This is a genomic window from Erythrobacter sp. S57(2025) (assembly GCF_057365055.1).
This window is the reverse complement of the sequence record NZ_CP200299.1, coordinates 237,052-254,755: the sequence shown is the minus strand read 5'-3', so window position 1 is coordinate 254,755 and position 17,704 is coordinate 237,052. Positions and strand designations below refer to the sequence as shown.

The window sequence follows — 17,704 nt, the reverse complement described above, 5'->3', positions numbered from 1 at the left end:
ACGTCCCAACCATACCCTGTGTCTAAAGCAAGAGCCGCTGTAGGAACAGAGAGGGCAAGCCTCGCCGCCGATTTTTCCAATACGCCAGCGATCACCCCTGTCAGAAATGGGGTTGGCTCATCAATCCAGACGAACAGGAACAACGCTCAATGCTAAAACCACTGAGATTTCGCCTCAAAATACCATCCGCAGCCTTCTATGCGGCTTTGGCCATCGGCGGGTTTGGCGCGGCACCAGGGTCAGCAGCAACGCCTGATTGGCTCACGCTCCCGCTCAATGAAGAAGCCTTTGATTTTTCTGAAGCCTCGTCTTTTCGCATTGAGAGTGTTCAAGGACGCGAAGCCCTATGCCTTGATGGCGAAGCCTTTGCGCGCGGCGTCAGTCTCCAAAATGGCTCCATTGCAGTGGACATCGCCAATGACGACCGCCGGCGTTTCGCCAATGTTATCTTTCGCGCAGGCACTCGCGACACATATGAGACAGCGTATCTGCGGATGCACAAATCGGGTCAGTTTGATGCCGTGCAATACACGCCGCATCTGAATGGTGAGACCAATTGGCAGCTTTTCCGGGAAGCTCAATTGCGTGCGGATTTCGGAAATGATCCATGGATTACATTGCGCGTCGATTTTGCCGGTGACCGCGCTAAAGTGTCGTTAGGCGGTGACGGTGTTGATCCCGCTTTGATCACTGATCTGACGCTTCCTGCGGAAAGCGGTGCGATCGGCCTTCGCACCCTGTTCGAAGGCTGTTTTTCAAACTTCCGATATTCCTCGGTGATGCCCTCAATGGATACAGAGGGTGAAGCGGGAGACATGACGCCCTCTTCAGAACAATCAGCACTCGGTCGTATCGAGCAATGGGGTTTGTCCGATCCATTCCCACTTGAAAACTGGGCTGGTATCGCTGCCAATCTCCCTCAAGACCCGCGATGGAGCATCGCCGATGTGGAGCGCAACGGGCGGCTGCTGATCTCACGCTATGTCGAAAAACAATCGTCGGGCAGCTTCGAAAGAAATCGGCTCGACGCAGTCTATGCTGGCGTGGCAATTCATTCAGACGAAAACCAAGTCGCCGAATTGCAGATCGATGCGAGTGACATGGCGACGGTCTGGCTCAACGGATCGGTGCTGTACTCCTTCGACAACAGTTTTCGCGCCAAGGGGCCGCTATTTCGCGGGGATTTTGATGCAACGAAACAATCGCTGAGCTTGAGGCTGAAACAAGGGAGGAATGAGCTGATAGTCCTAGTCGCCGAACGCGCGAATGGATGGGGACTTGCTGGTCGCGTATCGGCGGCAAGTCCAGTGCGCATTGAAGCGATTGACCAAGGCCAATGACGTTTGCGCAGTAGCGTAATTCTCCTCCCTCACACTGGGTGGCATTGCTGTGTGACAGCAACGCCATCTTGCTGAAGCACCCGGAGGCAATAGATGTTTCGCTGGCTCGAGAAGACGATCCACAAAAGCCGGACGCTCGTAGTGACAGCGCCGGGCGTTCTGAAAGTCCACAATGTCGAGGCGAAGTTTTACCGTGCCCCCAATGATCGCCGATCGCCATATGGTAAGCTTTCACAAGACCGTTGGAGCGACGGGCAGGAACGCTTCCGCCTTACCCTTCGCAACCTGCCCGATAGTCATGATGGTAAAGTACGCCTCCTAAACGAAGGCAATCTGGTCGCTGAGTTTAACGTGTCAGGCTCCACATTGAAATTTCAATGGAAGGGCTATTCCAGCGAGGATATCCCGCTCATCGCGATTGGTTCCAGCGTTACAATTGAAGCTGGCTCAATGGTTCTGAACGCCATAGTGCAAGCCGACTGATCGTTTAGCGATGAGGGAACACCTTGGACCTGTTTCTATCGTGAGGCCAACGGTGTCGTCGGCGTAGCCGATGAGGTCGTGATCAGGTAATCGAAACCGAGCACCAGAAAACGCGTCATTGGTTCAAGCTCGGCAAGCCCTGCATTGCCAAGCTGGCGCTTGATGGGATCGAGATCGATGACGAAGTGACCTTCGCTGGCATCGATCATCTCAAGATCAATTCCGCTTTCAGCTAACAACGCCCGCAATTCTTCTGCATCCACCGGCCTTTCGCTGAAGGCTCCATCGGGTGACGGCATAATGGCCGTCGCTGAGCCACCAATTGGGAGATAGGCGACATGCAGCGCCTCCAATCCGTTGGACGCAGCCATCCCCTCGATCAGCGATCCCAAATCAAACGTCGACATCGAAGATGTCGCCCGGCCACCATGCGTCAGCCCAAATTTCATCAATACGCGCGGTGCGGCGTCACTGCTTTTCGCAGCAGATTGATAATAGCTCAGGAAATTGCGACGGATCAGCTCCACACGGTCGAGATTGTTTTCAAGCCCCCGCCCCATGAAGAAGGACCGATAGATCAACTGGCTGCGTTCCATTGCCGCGATCCTGTCCAACGCTTCCGAATTGCCTGTGAAAGCATCGCGCATTTCCTGCCATCCATCGGCGTCGATCGTTGCAAAGAGAACTGCCCCTTGGTTTCCGCTAGCAAAAGCCTCCCGTTCAGTCTGTTCAAGACGTTCAACCAGCGCAGGGTTTCGCGATTTCATATCTCCAAGAATTTCTAAATGGATCAGTGGTGAACCAATGAATTCCTGGTCTACGCCCCACAACCCGCCGCTTTGAGCAAAGGCGGTCGCCGCGCGCGCTTCTTCGACTGAATTTAGGAAGGGTATGGCCAAGGGCCGCCCGCTCAACTCTTCTGCTAGACCAGCTTCGCCGCCTTCACGCAGAGTCTGTTGCAACCACTGGGCTGAGTATGGGCCGACTTCGATCGCATAATGGCGGAAACCATAGGCCCGCGTCTCGGACGCAAATGCGGAAACAAGCAGGGGCGCCTCGGCATGTCCGTGGGCTTCGCCAATCATCACAAATTGCGCTTGATGCAGTTCTTCACGTAGTAGGCTCGCCCCTGAACCAACGAAGCCGTTTTCAGAGAATTCCAGCGGCAAGGCAGCAATCTCAGCAGTCTGTTCTACTGGGACCTTGGCTTGAGAAGGCTCGTCCGCCAGAGCCGCAGAATTGGCAAACAACGCGGCGGCACTGGTCGCAGCAAGAAGTGGGCGCAGTACTCTCATAAGTGCTCTCCGTCTTGGGTGACTAGGTGTATTGCATAGTTAATTCAGTAAGTCACCCGCGAGATTCCATTTAGGGCTTCTTGGAACCAGTCAGCGACCAGTGTTCTCTGCCGCTATTCAGCGCTGCGAGGCTCAATCTGACGGAGCCATTCCGACACGGATTCAACGAACAAGTTTGGGCGGCTTTCTCCGCCCTCCCAGGCATAGGCTGCCAAAGCATCCGGATAGATCCTCAATCCATGGCCAGCCTGGGGAATTTCAAGCCAGGTCGCCGTACCGGGCTGCAAGCGATTGACTGTGTCGACAATCACGCGGTGCCCGTGACGGCTCTCAAATTGCTCGAATTCCCCGTAGATGACCATCACGGGAACAGTCAGCTTTGCCCAGGCAGACAGCCAGTTTTGTTCGGCAGCTTGCCAGTGCCATGCATAGGGGCGGCCATAATGGGGCGCCTCGTCGGTTCCCACCAGTGATTGCCAAACGCCTGCCAGAGCAGGAAACTGCGCTTCAATCTGGGTTGGTTCCATTTTCCCAAGGAGATAGTGGCGATGAAACTCCATCCGTCGCCGCATTTCTGCATCAATTTCTTCCGGGCGAAATTCGGGCTGTCGTTCGAGTTGCAATCGATCGAAATGCAGCATTCGTTCGAAATAGGTGAGCGCTCCTCCGCCCTGCACAACGACGCCGGCAACGCGCTTACCCTCAGCTACCAGTGGGGCAGTTGTCGACCCGAGGCTCGATCCCATGATTACAATTTGATCTCGAGCAACCCATGGGTGAGAGGACAGTTGATCTAGTGCCTCACGATAGTGGCGGACTTCGGTATCGTAGTCGAGCACGTCACATCCGGGGCCTTCGCTTTCCCCGGTCCCGGATCGTTCCAGCCGGATCAACGCGTAATTGGAGGCGATCGCGACACGTTCTTCCATCGCAACCCGGTCAGGAGTTGGAGCGATCGAGTAGCAAGCCACCGCCTGTGTGAAGAAGATTGCTGGCAACGGCGCGGTCGCGGTCGCGGGCTTCGATACATAAGCTGCAAGTTGCAGCCCCTCCGACATCGTCACCGTGACGCGTTCATGTATCAATGTATCGGCCGCTTCTTCTGCATGCGCTGAACACGGCAAACAAAGCATTAGCGCGGCGAATGCGAGAATACGATTTGAGTAAGTCATGCCGCTTCTTGTGAAAGCGCAGGCGGCCTGATCAAGTAGTTTGGGACGAAGGGACGAGCGAGTTGCCCTTGATGACTTTTGCCCGGTACCGGTCACCGATTGGTAGCCGGATGCCATTGAGCAGCACGACATGTTTTCGCTCAAAATGGCGGACTGCTGCGGGATGAACCGCATATTGGCGGTGCACTCTAACAAAGTTTGAACCGGTATCCGTTAGAAACTGCGTAAGCGAAGACCGTTTGAGAACAGGGGGACCGCTTACTCGGTGCATTTCGATGTAATTGCCTGCGGACGTAACCCAATCGCAATCGTTCTCCGCACCGCCCATATCTAAAGTGAGAGCGTCACTATCAATGCTGCTGTGCCGCGTCTCCAAAAAGGCAAAAACGCCCAAGCCCATAGCGATCAATACGGCAGCCGGGATGCGCCTGAGAAGGTCGAAGCCGGTTGGCAAAGAGCTGTGCAAGGCCGCATCCAGCAGAAGTGACACACTCGCAGCAGCCAAGAAGATCGCAACCAGGAGGATCCAATTGCGGGTTGCGCGACCCAATTCGAACGCGGCAATCCAAGGGGCGATATTGATAATGCCCCAGGAGAACGCCTCAAACAAAGTGGCCGGATTGCCGGACGCATAACGATAGGCGAGGCAATACATCGCATTTAAAACAACCGCTGCCACAACACCCAGGAATATTCTCTTGGCTGTAGAAGCTGCCAGGTATTGTTTGGCTAACGACATAATTCTTCGAACAACTCGTGACAGTTCATCGCGCGCAACGCAGAAGCACCACGACTTCCTACACGTTATGGTGATGCCGCAAAATGCGTTTTGTCGAGTTTCCAAGTGCGCTGCGCGAGAATTCATAGCGTGAATAGCCGCGCAGGATCGCTTAAACCGGGCCGTTGTCCGGCCGTCTACTGCCGCCTACGCGCCAATTGCGTTCTGTAAGCAATATAGCGCCCTTTGCTCGCAATGTGCGTGCCTCGATCTGGCAGAAGTGTTTTCTACTAACAGCTTAAGGATCTTTTCAGAGGTTTCCGCGAGTGCTCCACGAGTGGACAGTCCCGACGCCTCTTCTCCAAAACACTTGGCGCTTACGACCGAGCGATTGGCCGCGCTCGGCCTAGTCGTGTCCATCTTCATAGTCGGCGTGATCGTTAGCGCATTATATGACCTGTACTTAGGCGGTCTGGTGCTGGTGTGCGCTTGGTTGTTCTACCGAATTGGGCGCTGGCGCGGCTCGCAATGGGCAGCTTCCACTCAGTTGTCGGGCGCATCACGCGCTAAAAGTGCCGAAGAGGCGCACGAAGGTAGCTCTGGGAATGATTCTTCTGATCCCAGATTGGCTAACGATATGGAGCGTCTGCGTCTAATCGCGAAACAAGACGCCTTGACCGGTTTGTACAACCGTTCGCATTTCAAGCTGGTTGTCGAAAAGCATATGCAATCGGCCAATGCTGGTTCTCCGCATTGCCTACTCTTTATCGACTTGGACGGTTTCAAGCAGGTCAATGATGCGCTTGGGCACAGCCATGGCGACAAGCTTCTAGCCGCATGTGCAGATCGCCTAAGATTGGCAGCGACTTTTGATTCCTCCGAAGACGGCAATCCCGATAACGCAAAGATTGAGATCGCCCGCTTCGGTGGAGATGAATTTGTAGTCTTTGTTGGGAACACCGGATCGGGCAACACGGCCCAGCGCCTATCCAACCGGATATTGCGCGTACTGTCCGATCCCTTTCACCTTGCGGGCCGATCCGTCCAAATCGGGGCGAGTATTGGGGTTGCGTTCTCCCCTGATCATAGCACAGATTTCGACGAGCTTATCCGCAAAGCTGATGCTGCAATGTATCAGTCAAAGCGCCTTGGCCGTAACCGCTGCGAATTTTACAGCGCGGCCTTGCTCGAGAATGCGCGACAAGCTGAGCTCGAAGAAAATGAGGTGCGCGAAGCATTTGTTCGCGGCGAGTTTGAGCTGTATTTTCAACCCCTCTTTGATGCTCGTACAATGGAAATCACCTCCGCTGAAGCATTGCTGCGGTGGAGGCACCCACGTCGAGGGCTGCTTTTGCCTGGCGCATTCTTTCCAGCGATAGATCGCGCCAATATGGGCGATCAAGTTGGGGAATGGGTGATCAACGAAGTAACGCGAAGAGTGTCCGAACTTGATCGTGCGGGCACCCCGCTAATGATCGCCGCCAACGTATCACCAACACAGTTGGAAAACCTCGAATTCACTTCGCTTGTTCGCTCGTGCATCAATCGGTGGAAATGCTCCCCTCAAATGCTGCAGCTGGAGATCACCGAAGACACCGCGATGCGCGATCCTGAAACGACGGCGCGCAGCCTGAGCAGGTTGAACGAAATCGGTGTTAGTGTGGCAATTGATGATTTTGGGACCGGATATTCCAACCTCGCCAATTTGATCACCTTGCCTCTTTCACGGTTGAAAATCGATCGCTCCTTGCTTCAGAGCATTGAAGATAGGCCGGAGGCGTTTGTCTTAGTGCAGACCATTATCAACCTATCGAACAGCCTCGGTTTCCATTCAGTCGCCGAAGGGGTCGAAAGCGAGGAGCAGCAGCGCATTCTGCAATCGATGGGCTGCGATATCTTGCAAGGATTTCTGCTCTCGCGCCCCATTACCTTTGAGAAATTGCAGCTGCTGTGCACCGGTATTTCCCAGAGGCGAGATTTACCGAACGGTAATGAAGGTGAGGGCAAGAGCGCAGCAGTCGCTGCTTGACCCCAGTCATTCCAGTTTTTCCTACTCGGAGACGAATTAGCAATGCTTTCGAAGCGTAAGCACCTTTATGCGCTCGGCGCTGCTTTATGCGCCTTGTCAGCCCCCGTGCAGGCTCAAGACGATGACCAGATCATTATCGACGGCGAAGAGGGCACCGATCTTCTCGACGTGGCGCTTGAGGACCTGTTGGTCCTTGAATCCACATCAGTCGCCAAAAAACGCCAAAGCGTTAGCGATTCAGCAGCTGCCGTCTACGTCATCTCGCAAGAGGAAATCCGCAACTCCGCTGCCAGCACAATTCCTGATTTGCTTCGCGCCGTTCCAGGTCTCGAAGTTGGGCAAATTGCCAATGGTGCAACGGCGGTGTCGATCCGCGGATTCAACGGCAGAAACTCAAACTCCCTTCTGGTGATGGTCGATGGCAGAACGATCTATGTCTCCACGCTTTCAGGGGTGTTTTGGGATCAATTGAATCTGCCGCTGCAAGATATTGAGCGGATTGAAGTTGTGCGGGGGCCAGGGGCCACCCTTTGGGGTGCGAACGCCGTGAACGGCGTCATCAACATTATCACTAAACATAGCGGTGAAACTCTCGGAGTGCGCGCTCAGGCCAGAGTTGGAGATCGCCATCAGGAAGCGGCGCTTTCTTACGGCACGCGCATAGGTGAAGATGTGACGCTTCGTGCCTATGGTAACTATCGCCGCGAAGAAGGGCTCGAGCGGGTCAACGGAGAAGACCTCGGGACTGCAGCAGACAACGGCGAAATCGGAGTCCGGCTGGATTGGCAACCCAATGACCGCGATGCCATCACCTTCCAGGCTGATTTTGCGACCGGATCATCCGAGAACATCGGAGAGATATTTGACGTCAATCTGATCAATCCTGCGCCGATCGAGATACTTGGCGATTTCAACTATGACCAGACCAATGTTCTGGCGAGGTGGAACCGGCAGCAATCTGACGACTTCGAATTCTCGCTTCAGGGTTACTATTCAAACATTCGCCGCCAAGAAAGCGTTCTGGCGGAGCTAGAATGGTCAATTGCCGATCTGGATTTTGGTGCCAATTGGCGACCCGACGAAACACATGAAATCACGTTCGGCGTCAATGCGCGGGCGAATTGGGACAATATCGATTCTGAGGGCTTGCAAACTCGGTTTCGATCTCGCGAAAACACCGATCTTTGGATCAGTGGCTATGTCCAAGACGACATCTCTTTGGTCCAAGACACTTTGCGCCTCACGCTGGGTGCAAAGCTAGAGCTCAATGATTTCACAGGCTTTGAATTCCAACCAGGCGCACGGATAATTTACCGCCCAGCTGAGGCAATCGGCATTTGGGGCGCGGTCACACGCGCGGTTCGCACCCCATCGCGTTTTGAGCGTGATTCAGATTTGCGCTTCTCCGCGCAGGCACCTTTTTCACGCAACAACCCTTCACCGCTTCCCGTTTTTGCGAGGATACTAGGTTCTGAAGACTTGGTAGGCGAGAATGTCACCGCATTCGAAGCAGGATTTCGTGCAGATATCGCGCCGAGTTGGAACCTCGATATCGCCGCGTATTACAATCAATATAGTCATCTCAACGAGCCGACCACGGTCGGAGCAACGCCTGTCTTTGTGCAGGGCATTCCATTCCCTGTCAGCATTGACGCATTATTAGAATTCCAATCGCGCGGCGAGGCTGAAACATGGGGCGTAGAAGCTGTTCTTAAGGGCGAAGTTGCCCCGTGGTGGCAGACGCAAATATCCTACTCCAACTTCAACAGTCAGACAGGCCTCGACAACCTGACCGGCGCACCTTTCGCCGGATTTCTCGCATTGGAGGGCTCACCCGAGCACCAAGCCGCGTTCACCAACGATTTTCGAATTGGATCTTCGGTCTCGTTGCACACTCAGCTTCGCTATGTCGACGCGCTGCTGTTCGGTGATGTCCCGTCTTACGTCGATGGCGATGTTAGGCTGCGCTACGAAGGACCAAATGGCCTAGATATCTCGTTGGTGGGGGAGAACCTCTTCGATGATCGACGGCTTGAATTCCTTCAAGATTCCTATCCCGCCCCTGTTTCCTTCAACCCACGCAGCGTTTCTATCGAAGCGCGCTACCGATTCTGAGGAGGCAGGGACATGCAAATATCTTCACGCCTCTTCAAAGTCGCCCGAAACGCAGCGCTTATCGTGTTGGCAGGTTCATCCTTGAGCGCGCCAGCATCAGCTCAAGCGAGTGATGCTGAGCGTTTGCGGGCCGCTATCGTTTTCAACGTTTTGAGATTTGTCGATTTCCCCGATAGCGGGCGCGGACCGATTGATTTCTGCGTTTCGTCAAACAGCTCCTCTGCGTCCAGCTTCCGTGCGTTTTCCGGTCGGCAAGCAGGATCGCGAACGATTTCGGTCAGAGTGGTGCGCGGCACGGGGTATAGTGGCTGCGATGTGGTCTATCTTGGCTCTGCAAGTGCCTCGGCAGTTGCAACCGCCTCCAGTTCCGGTCGCTTGGTCATGGGCGATGGCCGCAGCTTCATTGACCGAGGTGGCGTTGTCGGCCTTGTTCAAACAGGTGGTCAGATCCGGTTTGAGGTTAATCTTGATGCCGCAGACCAATCGGATGTTCGTATCAGCTCACGGCTCATCCGGCTGGCTGCGAGAGTGAAACGATGAGTAAAGGAGCAAATTCTGGTTTCCTTGCTGCGATGCGTTTCAAGACAAAGTTGACCGTATCAAGCGCGATGCTCGTATCGTTTGCGCTGCTTATTGCCTGTCTCGGCCTATTGGGCCTGCAATATCTGACAGAACAACGCCTGTCCGAACAACGTCATGACCAGATCATTCGGGTCATCGCTGCAAATACGGGACCGGCGCTGATGTTCGCTGACATCGAGGCTGCGCAGGAAAACCTGATGTCCATTAACGGCCTCGAAGATGTCGCGGCCGTTTCACTGCGCGATGCGAATGGAAATGTGTTCGCCAGATACGAAAACGCGTCTCTTGCTACTGAAGTGGATGAGAGTGATCTGTCTCGTATTAAGCGAGAAGTGTCAGTCGATGGCGAATGGCTCGGCACATTGGAAATGGAAACACGAAGCCGCGGCTTCTTTGACATTCTTAGCGGCACGTTGCCGGCTATGCTGGTGCTGTTTCTGCTCTGCCTGGGCCTTTCAATGGCTGCTGCCAGAAGTTTGAACAGGATCGCCTTTCGTCCAATCGGTCGCTTGATTGACGCAATGCATAAGATCACAGTTTCTAGCGATTACAGCATGCGCCTGGCAGAGGAAGCGGACCCCGACTTTGCCGCCATTAGTGCCAATTTCAACGCCATGGTTGCCGCAGTTGAACATCGCGATGAGGTTCTCACTGACAACGCGAGAGAACTGCGCGCAGCCCGCGATGATGCCGAAAACGCCAATGTCGCAAAGTCGCAATTCCTTGCCAATATGAGCCACGAACTGCGCACGCCTCTCAATGCCATTTTAGGCTACACAGATGTGCTGAGCGAGGAGTTGAAGAGCTCTGGAAATGCCCGCTCGCTTGACGATGTGCAATGGATCTATAGCTCGGCCCAGCAATTGCTTGCCCTTATCAATTCGATCCTCGACCTTTCAAAAATCGAAGCGGGTCGAATGGACATTGATATTCATGAATTCGACGTGTCGCGGACCGTTCGTGAAGTTGAAAAGATGCTTGCTCCAACAGCGGCCCAACGAAACAACCGCATCCATGTGCAGGTATCAGAAGATATCGGGGCGGCGCATTCGGATTCGGTCAAACTGAGGCAAGCGCTCCTGAACTTGGGTTCTAATGCTTGCAAGTTCACAGAAGGTGGCCAGATTTTCCTACTCGCTCGGCGAGAAGGTGACGACCTTGTCTTTGCAATGTCGGACACGGGAATTGGAATGGACAGTGACCATCTTGCCAAACTGTTCCAGCCCTTCAGCCAGGCTGACACCACCACCACTAGACGCTTTGGCGGGACAGGGCTCGGCCTTGCCATCACGCAGCGTTTTGCGAGTATGCTTGATGGCAGTGTTGAGGTGGAATCTCAGCCGGGCGTAGGGTCAACCTTCACCCTTCGGATAAGCGCTGATCTACGAACCGCGAAGGCTGATCTGGGAAGTCAGGATAGCAGCGAGGCACATTCTCATCCGCTCGAAGAAACTCAAGCGATCGACCCTTCAAAACCGCTCGCGATCATTATCGATGATGAGCCTAGCGCTGCCCAACTGCTTTTGCGCATGGCGACGCAAGCTGGTTACTCGACACTGCTTGCAGCAGATGGCGAAGAAGGGCTCAAACTGGTGCGCCGCCATCGTCCCACGATAATCCTGCTGGATATGGCGATGCCGAAGTTGAATGGTTGGGATGTTCTAAAAGAACTGCAAAACGATGACGAACTTGCGTCTACTCCGGTTGTGGTTGTGTCGGTCGATGAGGATCGAAAAAAGACCATCGAGGCCGGAGCAAGCGATCATCTGATCAAGCCGATTAGCGGCGTCGAAGTAAGCAATGTCCTCCTTCAATATGCTGAGCATAGATCGGGCCGAGTTCTCGTGGTCGACGATGATGAGGCGACCTGCAAACTCTATAGCCGCGGTGTCGCACAGGCAGGATACACAGCCTCGGTCGCGACCAACGGCAGAACCGCACAAGAGCTGTTATCAAAGCACGAATTTGATTTCGTCATCACTGATTTGCGCATGCCTGAGATTGATGGGCATGAGTTAATTGACTGGATCGCAAATCTCCCGGCGCAGAAAAAGCCCCTCGTCTTCGTGGTTACTGGCAAGGCTATGAGCTCTGAAGACACAAGCGATCTGGAGCGCAAAGTCGCCAGCGTCATACCTAAAAATGGTCTTAGCCCAAGAAAACTCGTTGAAGTCCTCTCAGAGGCAGAAGCCGAGAATGTTAGCGGAGCAGCAGCATGATGGAGAATTTCGACATTAAGCCCGATAGCTCAGGAATAACCGTGCTTGTCGTGGATGACATGGAAGCGAACCGTTCAGTCCTTTCGCGTCATCTTGAGATGCACAAATATGCTGTTCTAAGTGTCGATAGCGGCGAAGCAGCCCTCGATCTGCTTTCCCGTTCACGCCCCGACATTGTCCTGCTTGATTACATGATGCCCAAGATGAACGGCATCGAGGTTTTGCGTAAATTGCGCAGTGACCCCCAAACTGCCGATCTGCCAGTGATTATGGTTACGGCGCGAGCGGAAAGCGAGGCAACGGTCGAAGCGCTCGACGCGGGCGCTGATGACTACGTGACAAAGCCAATCGATTTTGTCGCCCTTCGCGCCCGGATTGAACGGCACGTTGCCAAGCGAGGCGACACGACTGATCTGCGCCGCTGCAACGCTGTCTTGGATGAACGCATGACCATGCGCAGCCTTGTCTTGGCCGATATGGAGGTTGAGCTGCGTGAAGAGATAGAGCGACGCAAGGCGCTCGAGGCGAAATTATCGTTGCAGTCCCCTGACCATGCACCAGCAGCGGGTCTAGATTCTGACGCGCTTGCGCAATTGCAATTGATAAAAGAAAAGTTCGAAAGCGTCTTTGAGAGCATCACCAGCGGCCAAACTCCCAACCTTGCACAGATGTATGAAATCAATTCGATACTATCGAACTTGTTGGCAGATAGTGCTGAAGAGCCGGATGACCGATAGACTGAAGAATGGCCAAGCCTTGAGACCTTGACTTGGCATCGTAGCAAGGATTGCATGCACTATCGGGTTGGGTGAACGGGCGAACCGGAACGATGCCCAAACCAGCATGATCCCGTTTGTGCGGGAGCTGATGGGGTGATGCGGGCACCACATATGTCCACTGACGGCCGCACGGCAGCGATGGGCATCAGTGGTTCTTTCGTTGGCGTTACAGCGACAATGCGGCGAAGGTTCCGACTAAGGCAGCGGTGAGAATGATGGCGAAGCTCATCCGTAGCGTTCGCCGGGCTGTTTGGCGCAGTGCTAGTATGTAGGTTGCCAGCCAGACTGCGATGGCGCAGCCCAACGCGTATGTGATGGCCTGTCCGATCTGCTCACCGTTTTCAAAGTCGCTTGCAGCTGCGGAAACTTCCTGGCCCGCCGACGCTACAAAAGCGAGCAGAGCTGAAACCACTGCGCCTATGGCTACAACAAGGGCAGTGTTTCGGCCATTTGCGTTAGCTGATGAACGAAGGGGTGTTTGCGGCATCGTCAGCCTTTCATATTTTGAGACGGTGCTAATTGGACATGGGAAGAAATAGCAGCCCGGCACATGGGCCGTTGGGGGGAATGTGCCGGACTGCTACTCTCAGCGACCCGCTGAGCTCTTTAGAACCCGAACGAGATTGAGACGTGCGCACCTGTGCTGCGGAAATTGTCAGCGCCGATCCCGTCATGGAACGCCGCGATACTGGCGCGGATGCCGCTATCTGACATCAAATCCAGCCCCCCTTCGACGCGGGCTCTAAGGCCATTATCGAGGACTGAGTTCTGAACCGTCGCGAAGGTATAGATACCTTCAACCTCGCCAAAGGGCCGCAATGTCCAACCGTCCTCCAGGTCAATGCGGTGCTGCAGACGCGGGCGGAAGCTGACGTCGCCTTGCCCAACGGCCTGATCCGGGATCGCGACGTTCAGACTATCAGTATAGCCCTCTTGCCGTTCATCCAGATAGCGGATCGTCACCTCTGGTCTGATCTGCGTGGCGCCTCCCAGATCGAACTGCCCAACCAGCGATCCGCTGTAATAAGAGCGATCTGTGTCAAACTCATCGACATAGGTCCCCAGTGGTGAAACCCGGTTGTCGGAGGCACCCCAGGCAGCGCGCAGCTCAAAGTACAACTCTGGCGCCAGCCGGCCCATAACATAGGGGCCAACCAGATACCCGCTGCCTTCGGCCTCTCCCGCTTCAAGATCATCGCGATCGTTGAAGTCATCAAACTCGGCCAGCGCTCCGACAAGCAAATCATCGCTCACCAGATAGTCTGCGCCGATATGGAAGATGCGGAAAGAACCGCGCTGCGACCCAAGCCGGGTGCTGGAGAAGAACGCCTCACCCCAAAGATCAAACGGCTTCTGAGATCGGTCTTGCGGGTTCAGCGCTGACCGTGCCTGTGCCAGGCTGGTGGAAGCATTTGCCTGTCCAGAGCCAAGCGAAAGCGCAAAGGGCAGGAAGCCTGATCCGGGCACAGGAACACCATAAGCGGTGGCAGAGCCTGGGGCGGCAACCGCGCCATCAAGCCGGTCCAAACGCCGCTGAAGATCTGGCTGATGGGTCATGATCAGGGCGTTGCGCCCGGTCAGGAAGTCCGCAATCGCCGCAGTGGCCGCATCGCGCGAGTTGACCGATGTGAAGGTGCAGACAAGGTCTTCGTTGGGCGAAAGCTCTATCGAAACCGAGCGACCCGCAACATTACCAACGGAATCGCTATCATTGCAGGTGATGCTGGTCAGCGCAAAGCCATTGCCAGTGAGATCATTGACAGCAACGGTGTAAGAACCCGCAGCCACATTGCTTGCGCTGATCTGCCCAGAGCCGCCCGCCGTCATGACAATCCCGTTCAACGCCGCAATCGAAGACGTAAACGTAACCGGCGTATCACCGCCCGTAACCTGCTGAATAATCGTAACACTACCAACAGCACGAATGCCAATCGTTACCGTGTCTACGGGCGAGTCGAGCTGTCCGTCATTGACGACCAGAGCAAACACAAGGTCTTCATTGCCGTTGACGAGGGGGGCGACGAAGGTTGGGGCGGCACTGTTGCCACCTGTCAATGTGACCGGCGTTCCTGAGATCTGGGTCCATACATATGCAAGACCATCACCCTCAGGATCAGTCGAAGCGCTGCCATCGAGCGTCACAGTCTGCCCGCTATCAATCGGGCCCTGATCTACACCTGCATCGGCAACAGGTGCGGTGTTTGCAAGGATAGTGATCTCAACGCTGTCTTGCTGTGGGTTGTTAGGCAGCGCGCGGGCGCCTGTGAGAGGCCCCGTCGCCGTCACTCCATCATTAACAAACAGGTCAAAGGTGAGCACTTGATCCACTGATGTCGCCGCTAGCGCAGTGAAGGTTGGGTTGGCGGTGTTCGCACCGCTCAGAACCACAATCGGTCCGCCATTTTGAACCCAGGTGTAGTTGATTGTATCGCCATCAGGATCAGTTGAGCCTGTACCATCCAACGTGATCGTGCTGCCGCCCACTTGGCTTTGGTCTGGGCCAGCATCGGCAATCGGCAGGCCATTGGCCAGCACTGTGGTCGTGGTGCTCGCTGACGAGGATGCGTCAAAGGGATCGGTCACGGTCAACGCAAATTCGAGCACTTGATCGGCATTGGTTCGAGGCGGAGCGGTGAAGGTGGCCGTTGGTGTGTTTGCCCCGGTCAATGTCACGGTGGGCCCTGTCACCTGCACCCAATTGTAGATCAGACTATCATTTTCAGGATCGCTTGACCCAGTGCCATCTAACGTGACGGTGGACCCAGCGATGATATTTTGAGGCGTACCGGCATCGGCGGTTGGGGCCTGATTACCGGTAACTGTTACAGTGACAAAGTCCGATGGGCCAGAGCTGTTGCCGTCATTGCCGACCACTTCAAACGTCAGGACCTGATCGTTCGCAGCGCGTGGCGGAGCGGTGAAAGTCGGGCTCGCTGTGTTCGATCCATTGAGCGTTACGCCAGGCCCGGCTGTTTGCAGCCATTGATAGGTGATGGGGTCGCCTTCAGGGTCGGTGCCTGTGGCGTTCAGTGTGACGCCGTCACCGCCCGAGACAGTTTGATCTGCGCCCGCGTCTACGGTTGGCGGGGCGTTGGGAAGCAATGTGACCCGCACGACATCAGTTTGAGACGTCAAACCGTCAGAGACTTCAACAAAGAACTCGGTCAGAGTTGGTGTCGTGACCTGAGGAACCACAAAAGTGGCTTGAGCGGAGTTTGCAGATTGCAACTGCAAACCGTTGGTAGTGATGAGCGTGTTCCAACTATAAGTTAGGTTATCTCCATCAGGGTCACTAGACGCTGTCGCATCCAATGTAACCGTTTGGCCAATGCTGGCGGTTTGATCAGCACCAGCATCAGCAACCGGTGCCTGATTGGCGGCTATGAATATGTCGACTGTGTCGGTGCCCGTCGCGTTGCCATCATCTGCAGTCAGTTGCCATGTCATTGTTTGCACGGCATTGGTTTTGCCGGGAACATTGAACTGTATCCCCGTTGGTGGGATTGAAGAAATACCTCCGATAGGTGCAGGTCCTGACAGTTGGATCCATGTAAACGTCAGAGGATCATTGTCGGGGTCCGTCCCCGCATTAAACAACGTAACCTGTTGGCCTTGAACGACATTTTGGTCCGCTCCGGCATTCGGGGTTGGGGCGCGATTTACAAAGCCCCTGCAAATAGAACCTCCGTTCAACAAAACCGAGTCTGCGATAGAAGCAGAAGCAACAATATTGCCCGATGGACTGTCCACGATCTGATAGACAAAACCCGACCCAGGTGTCGTTGGATTAAGCAACGAGACAGGAGTGAGGTTACTGACTGTGCCAACCGGTTGACTGAAGGTACCACTTGTCCCGACGATTTGTCCGGTTGGGTCAACGATACGTGACTGAAAGTTGTCCAACCCACTCCCAGTGTCGTTATCAACACCGGTAAAGGTCCCGTTGGCGCGAACGGTGCAGTTGGTGCCTGCACTATTCGTTGATGCACTCGTAACGGAAAAACCCTGCACATCTAGTGCATTGACCTGTTGCGCTGACATCGCCGCAATGCAGAGACTGGTCGCAATACCGGACGTGCGCAAAAGCGATCTTTTGTACGACACTGACATTAAAGAAACCCCTCAAGTAAAAGTTGAGGAGATTTATGCGCATGCTTCTCATTGCTGCGAAAACCACATTGCTGGGTCAGTCTGGGCAATCCGCACCACATCTGTGGTGCGTTACGGCAACCTATCAATCGGACGACAAGCTAGAGCTTCAATTGCCCGGTTTTGAGCGCCTCATAGACCGCCTCGCTGCGCGAATGGACCGCCAATTTGCCGTAAATCGACTTCACATAATTGTTGATCGTCAGTGGGGCGATGCCCATCGCGCTGGCTGCCTCTTTATAGGTCAGTCCGCGCGCAAACAGGTTGAGCAATTCGATCTCGCGCTCTTTGAGTTCAGCGTCTTCATCGGCCTCCGCTGCCTCTACCAGTGCATCATCATTGCGAAGACGTTCAAGCAAATACACTGCGGCTGTAGCGCTGACAGGGGACCCGCCAGCTAGCGTAACGGCCATACCTTCGGTGATTTCTTCGACGCTGCTATCCTTTAACAGATAGCCATCGGCGCCCGCCCTGATCGCGCTGACCACGGTTTGGCGATCGCCAAAGGATGTGACGATCAAGACCTTGGCATCAATTGCTTCTTTGATAGCTGGCACCAGGTCCAAGCCGCTTCCATCCGGCAAGCCAACATCGACAAGAAACAGGTCAGGTTTAAGCTTCAAGAGCTTACGTGCATCTTCGACCGACGATGCAACGCCCGCCAAATCCAAATTCACAACATCGGTGACGATGCCGATGAAATGGTCGAGCAAGTTGGGATCATCTTCAATGATCGCCACTCGCTTTGTCGGTTCAACCTGTTCAGTCATGTTGTTCATCCAAGAGCAAGAATTCTGACCGTGTGAGACCAACCCAAGTTGTG

The 17,704-nt window shown here is 54.6% G+C and carries 13 protein-coding genes; 7 read left to right on the top strand and 6 right to left on the bottom strand.

What is annotated here, in order from left to right; all coding sequences use genetic code 11:
• Positions 1-149: 149 nt before the first annotated feature.
• Positions 150-1,340, top strand: a complete 1,191-nt coding sequence (locus AC0V6N_RS01320; RefSeq protein ID WP_486169791.1) for a hypothetical protein — start codon at positions 150-152, stop codon at positions 1,338-1,340.
• Between the two features lie 93 nt (positions 1,341-1,433).
• Positions 1,434-1,823: a hypothetical protein gene (locus AC0V6N_RS01315; RefSeq protein ID WP_486169790.1), complete on the top strand. Its 390-nt coding sequence runs from the start codon at positions 1,434-1,436 to the stop codon at positions 1,821-1,823.
• 35 nt (positions 1,824-1,858) lie between these two features.
• On the opposite strand, the gene AC0V6N_RS01310 is transcribed toward AC0V6N_RS01315, so the two are convergent.
• From AC0V6N_RS01310 to AC0V6N_RS01300, 3 genes are all read right to left on the bottom strand, one after another.
• Positions 1,859-3,118: a hypothetical protein gene (locus AC0V6N_RS01310; RefSeq protein ID WP_486169789.1), complete on the bottom strand. Its 1,260-nt coding sequence runs from the start codon at positions 3,116-3,118 to the stop codon at positions 1,859-1,861.
• A gap of 113 nt (positions 3,119-3,231) precedes the next feature.
• Complete coding sequence (locus AC0V6N_RS01305; protein WP_486169788.1) at positions 3,232-4,290, bottom strand: alpha/beta fold hydrolase; 1,059 nt, start codon at positions 4,288-4,290, stop codon at positions 3,232-3,234.
• 31 nt (positions 4,291-4,321) lie between these two features.
• Entirely contained in the window at positions 4,322-4,969 is a 648-nt protein-coding gene (locus AC0V6N_RS01300; protein WP_486169787.1) for a LytTR family DNA-binding domain-containing protein, read from the bottom strand.
• A 376-nt stretch (positions 4,970-5,345) separates the two neighbouring features.
• Between AC0V6N_RS01300 and AC0V6N_RS01295 the strand changes: the two genes are divergently transcribed.
• From AC0V6N_RS01295 to AC0V6N_RS01275, 5 genes are read left to right on the top strand one after another with little or no spacing between them, the layout of a single operon-like run.
• Positions 5,346-7,037, top strand: a complete 1,692-nt coding sequence (locus tag AC0V6N_RS01295) for a putative bifunctional diguanylate cyclase/phosphodiesterase (protein ID WP_486169786.1) — start codon at positions 5,346-5,348, stop codon at positions 7,035-7,037.
• 42 nt (positions 7,038-7,079) lie between these two features.
• Positions 7,080-9,152 carry a TonB-dependent receptor plug domain-containing protein gene (locus AC0V6N_RS01290; protein ID WP_486169785.1) on the top strand — a complete coding sequence of 691 codons (2,073 nt, stop codon included), beginning with the start codon at positions 7,080-7,082 and terminating at the stop codon, positions 9,150-9,152.
• 12 nt (positions 9,153-9,164) lie between these two features.
• A complete protein-coding gene (locus AC0V6N_RS01285) occupies positions 9,165-9,692 on the top strand; it encodes a YfiR family protein (protein ID WP_486169784.1) in 528 nt (175 codons plus the stop codon).
• Positions 9,689-11,953 (top strand): response regulator, encoded by a 2,265-nt coding sequence (locus AC0V6N_RS01280; protein ID WP_486169783.1) that lies wholly within the window; start codon positions 9,689-9,691, stop codon positions 11,951-11,953. Before AC0V6N_RS01285 ends, AC0V6N_RS01280 begins: the two co-directional genes overlap by 4 nt.
• Positions 11,950-12,690: a response regulator gene (locus tag AC0V6N_RS01275; RefSeq protein WP_486169782.1), complete on the top strand. Its 741-nt coding sequence runs from the start codon at positions 11,950-11,952 to the stop codon at positions 12,688-12,690. The genes AC0V6N_RS01280 and AC0V6N_RS01275 overlap by 4 nt, the downstream gene beginning before the upstream one ends.
• A 208-nt stretch (positions 12,691-12,898) precedes the next feature.
• On the opposite strand, the gene AC0V6N_RS01270 is transcribed toward AC0V6N_RS01275, so the two are convergent.
• The 3 genes from AC0V6N_RS01270 to AC0V6N_RS01260 all read right to left on the bottom strand — a co-directional run bounded on the left by AC0V6N_RS01270 (position 12,899) and on the right by AC0V6N_RS01260 (position 17,651).
• Complete coding sequence (locus AC0V6N_RS01270) at positions 12,899-13,219, bottom strand: hypothetical protein (RefSeq protein ID WP_486169781.1); 321 nt, start codon at positions 13,217-13,219, stop codon at positions 12,899-12,901.
• A gap of 119 nt (positions 13,220-13,338) precedes the next feature.
• Positions 13,339-16,179, bottom strand: coding sequence for an autotransporter outer membrane beta-barrel domain-containing protein (locus AC0V6N_RS01265; protein WP_486169780.1), 2,841 nt, complete (start codon positions 16,177-16,179; stop codon positions 13,339-13,341).
• Positions 16,180-16,982: 803 nt separating this feature from the next.
• On the bottom strand, positions 16,983-17,651 hold the full coding sequence (locus tag AC0V6N_RS01260) for a response regulator (RefSeq protein WP_486169779.1): 669 nt from the start codon (positions 17,649-17,651) through the stop codon (positions 16,983-16,985).
• Between the last annotated feature and the right edge of the window lie 53 nt (positions 17,652-17,704).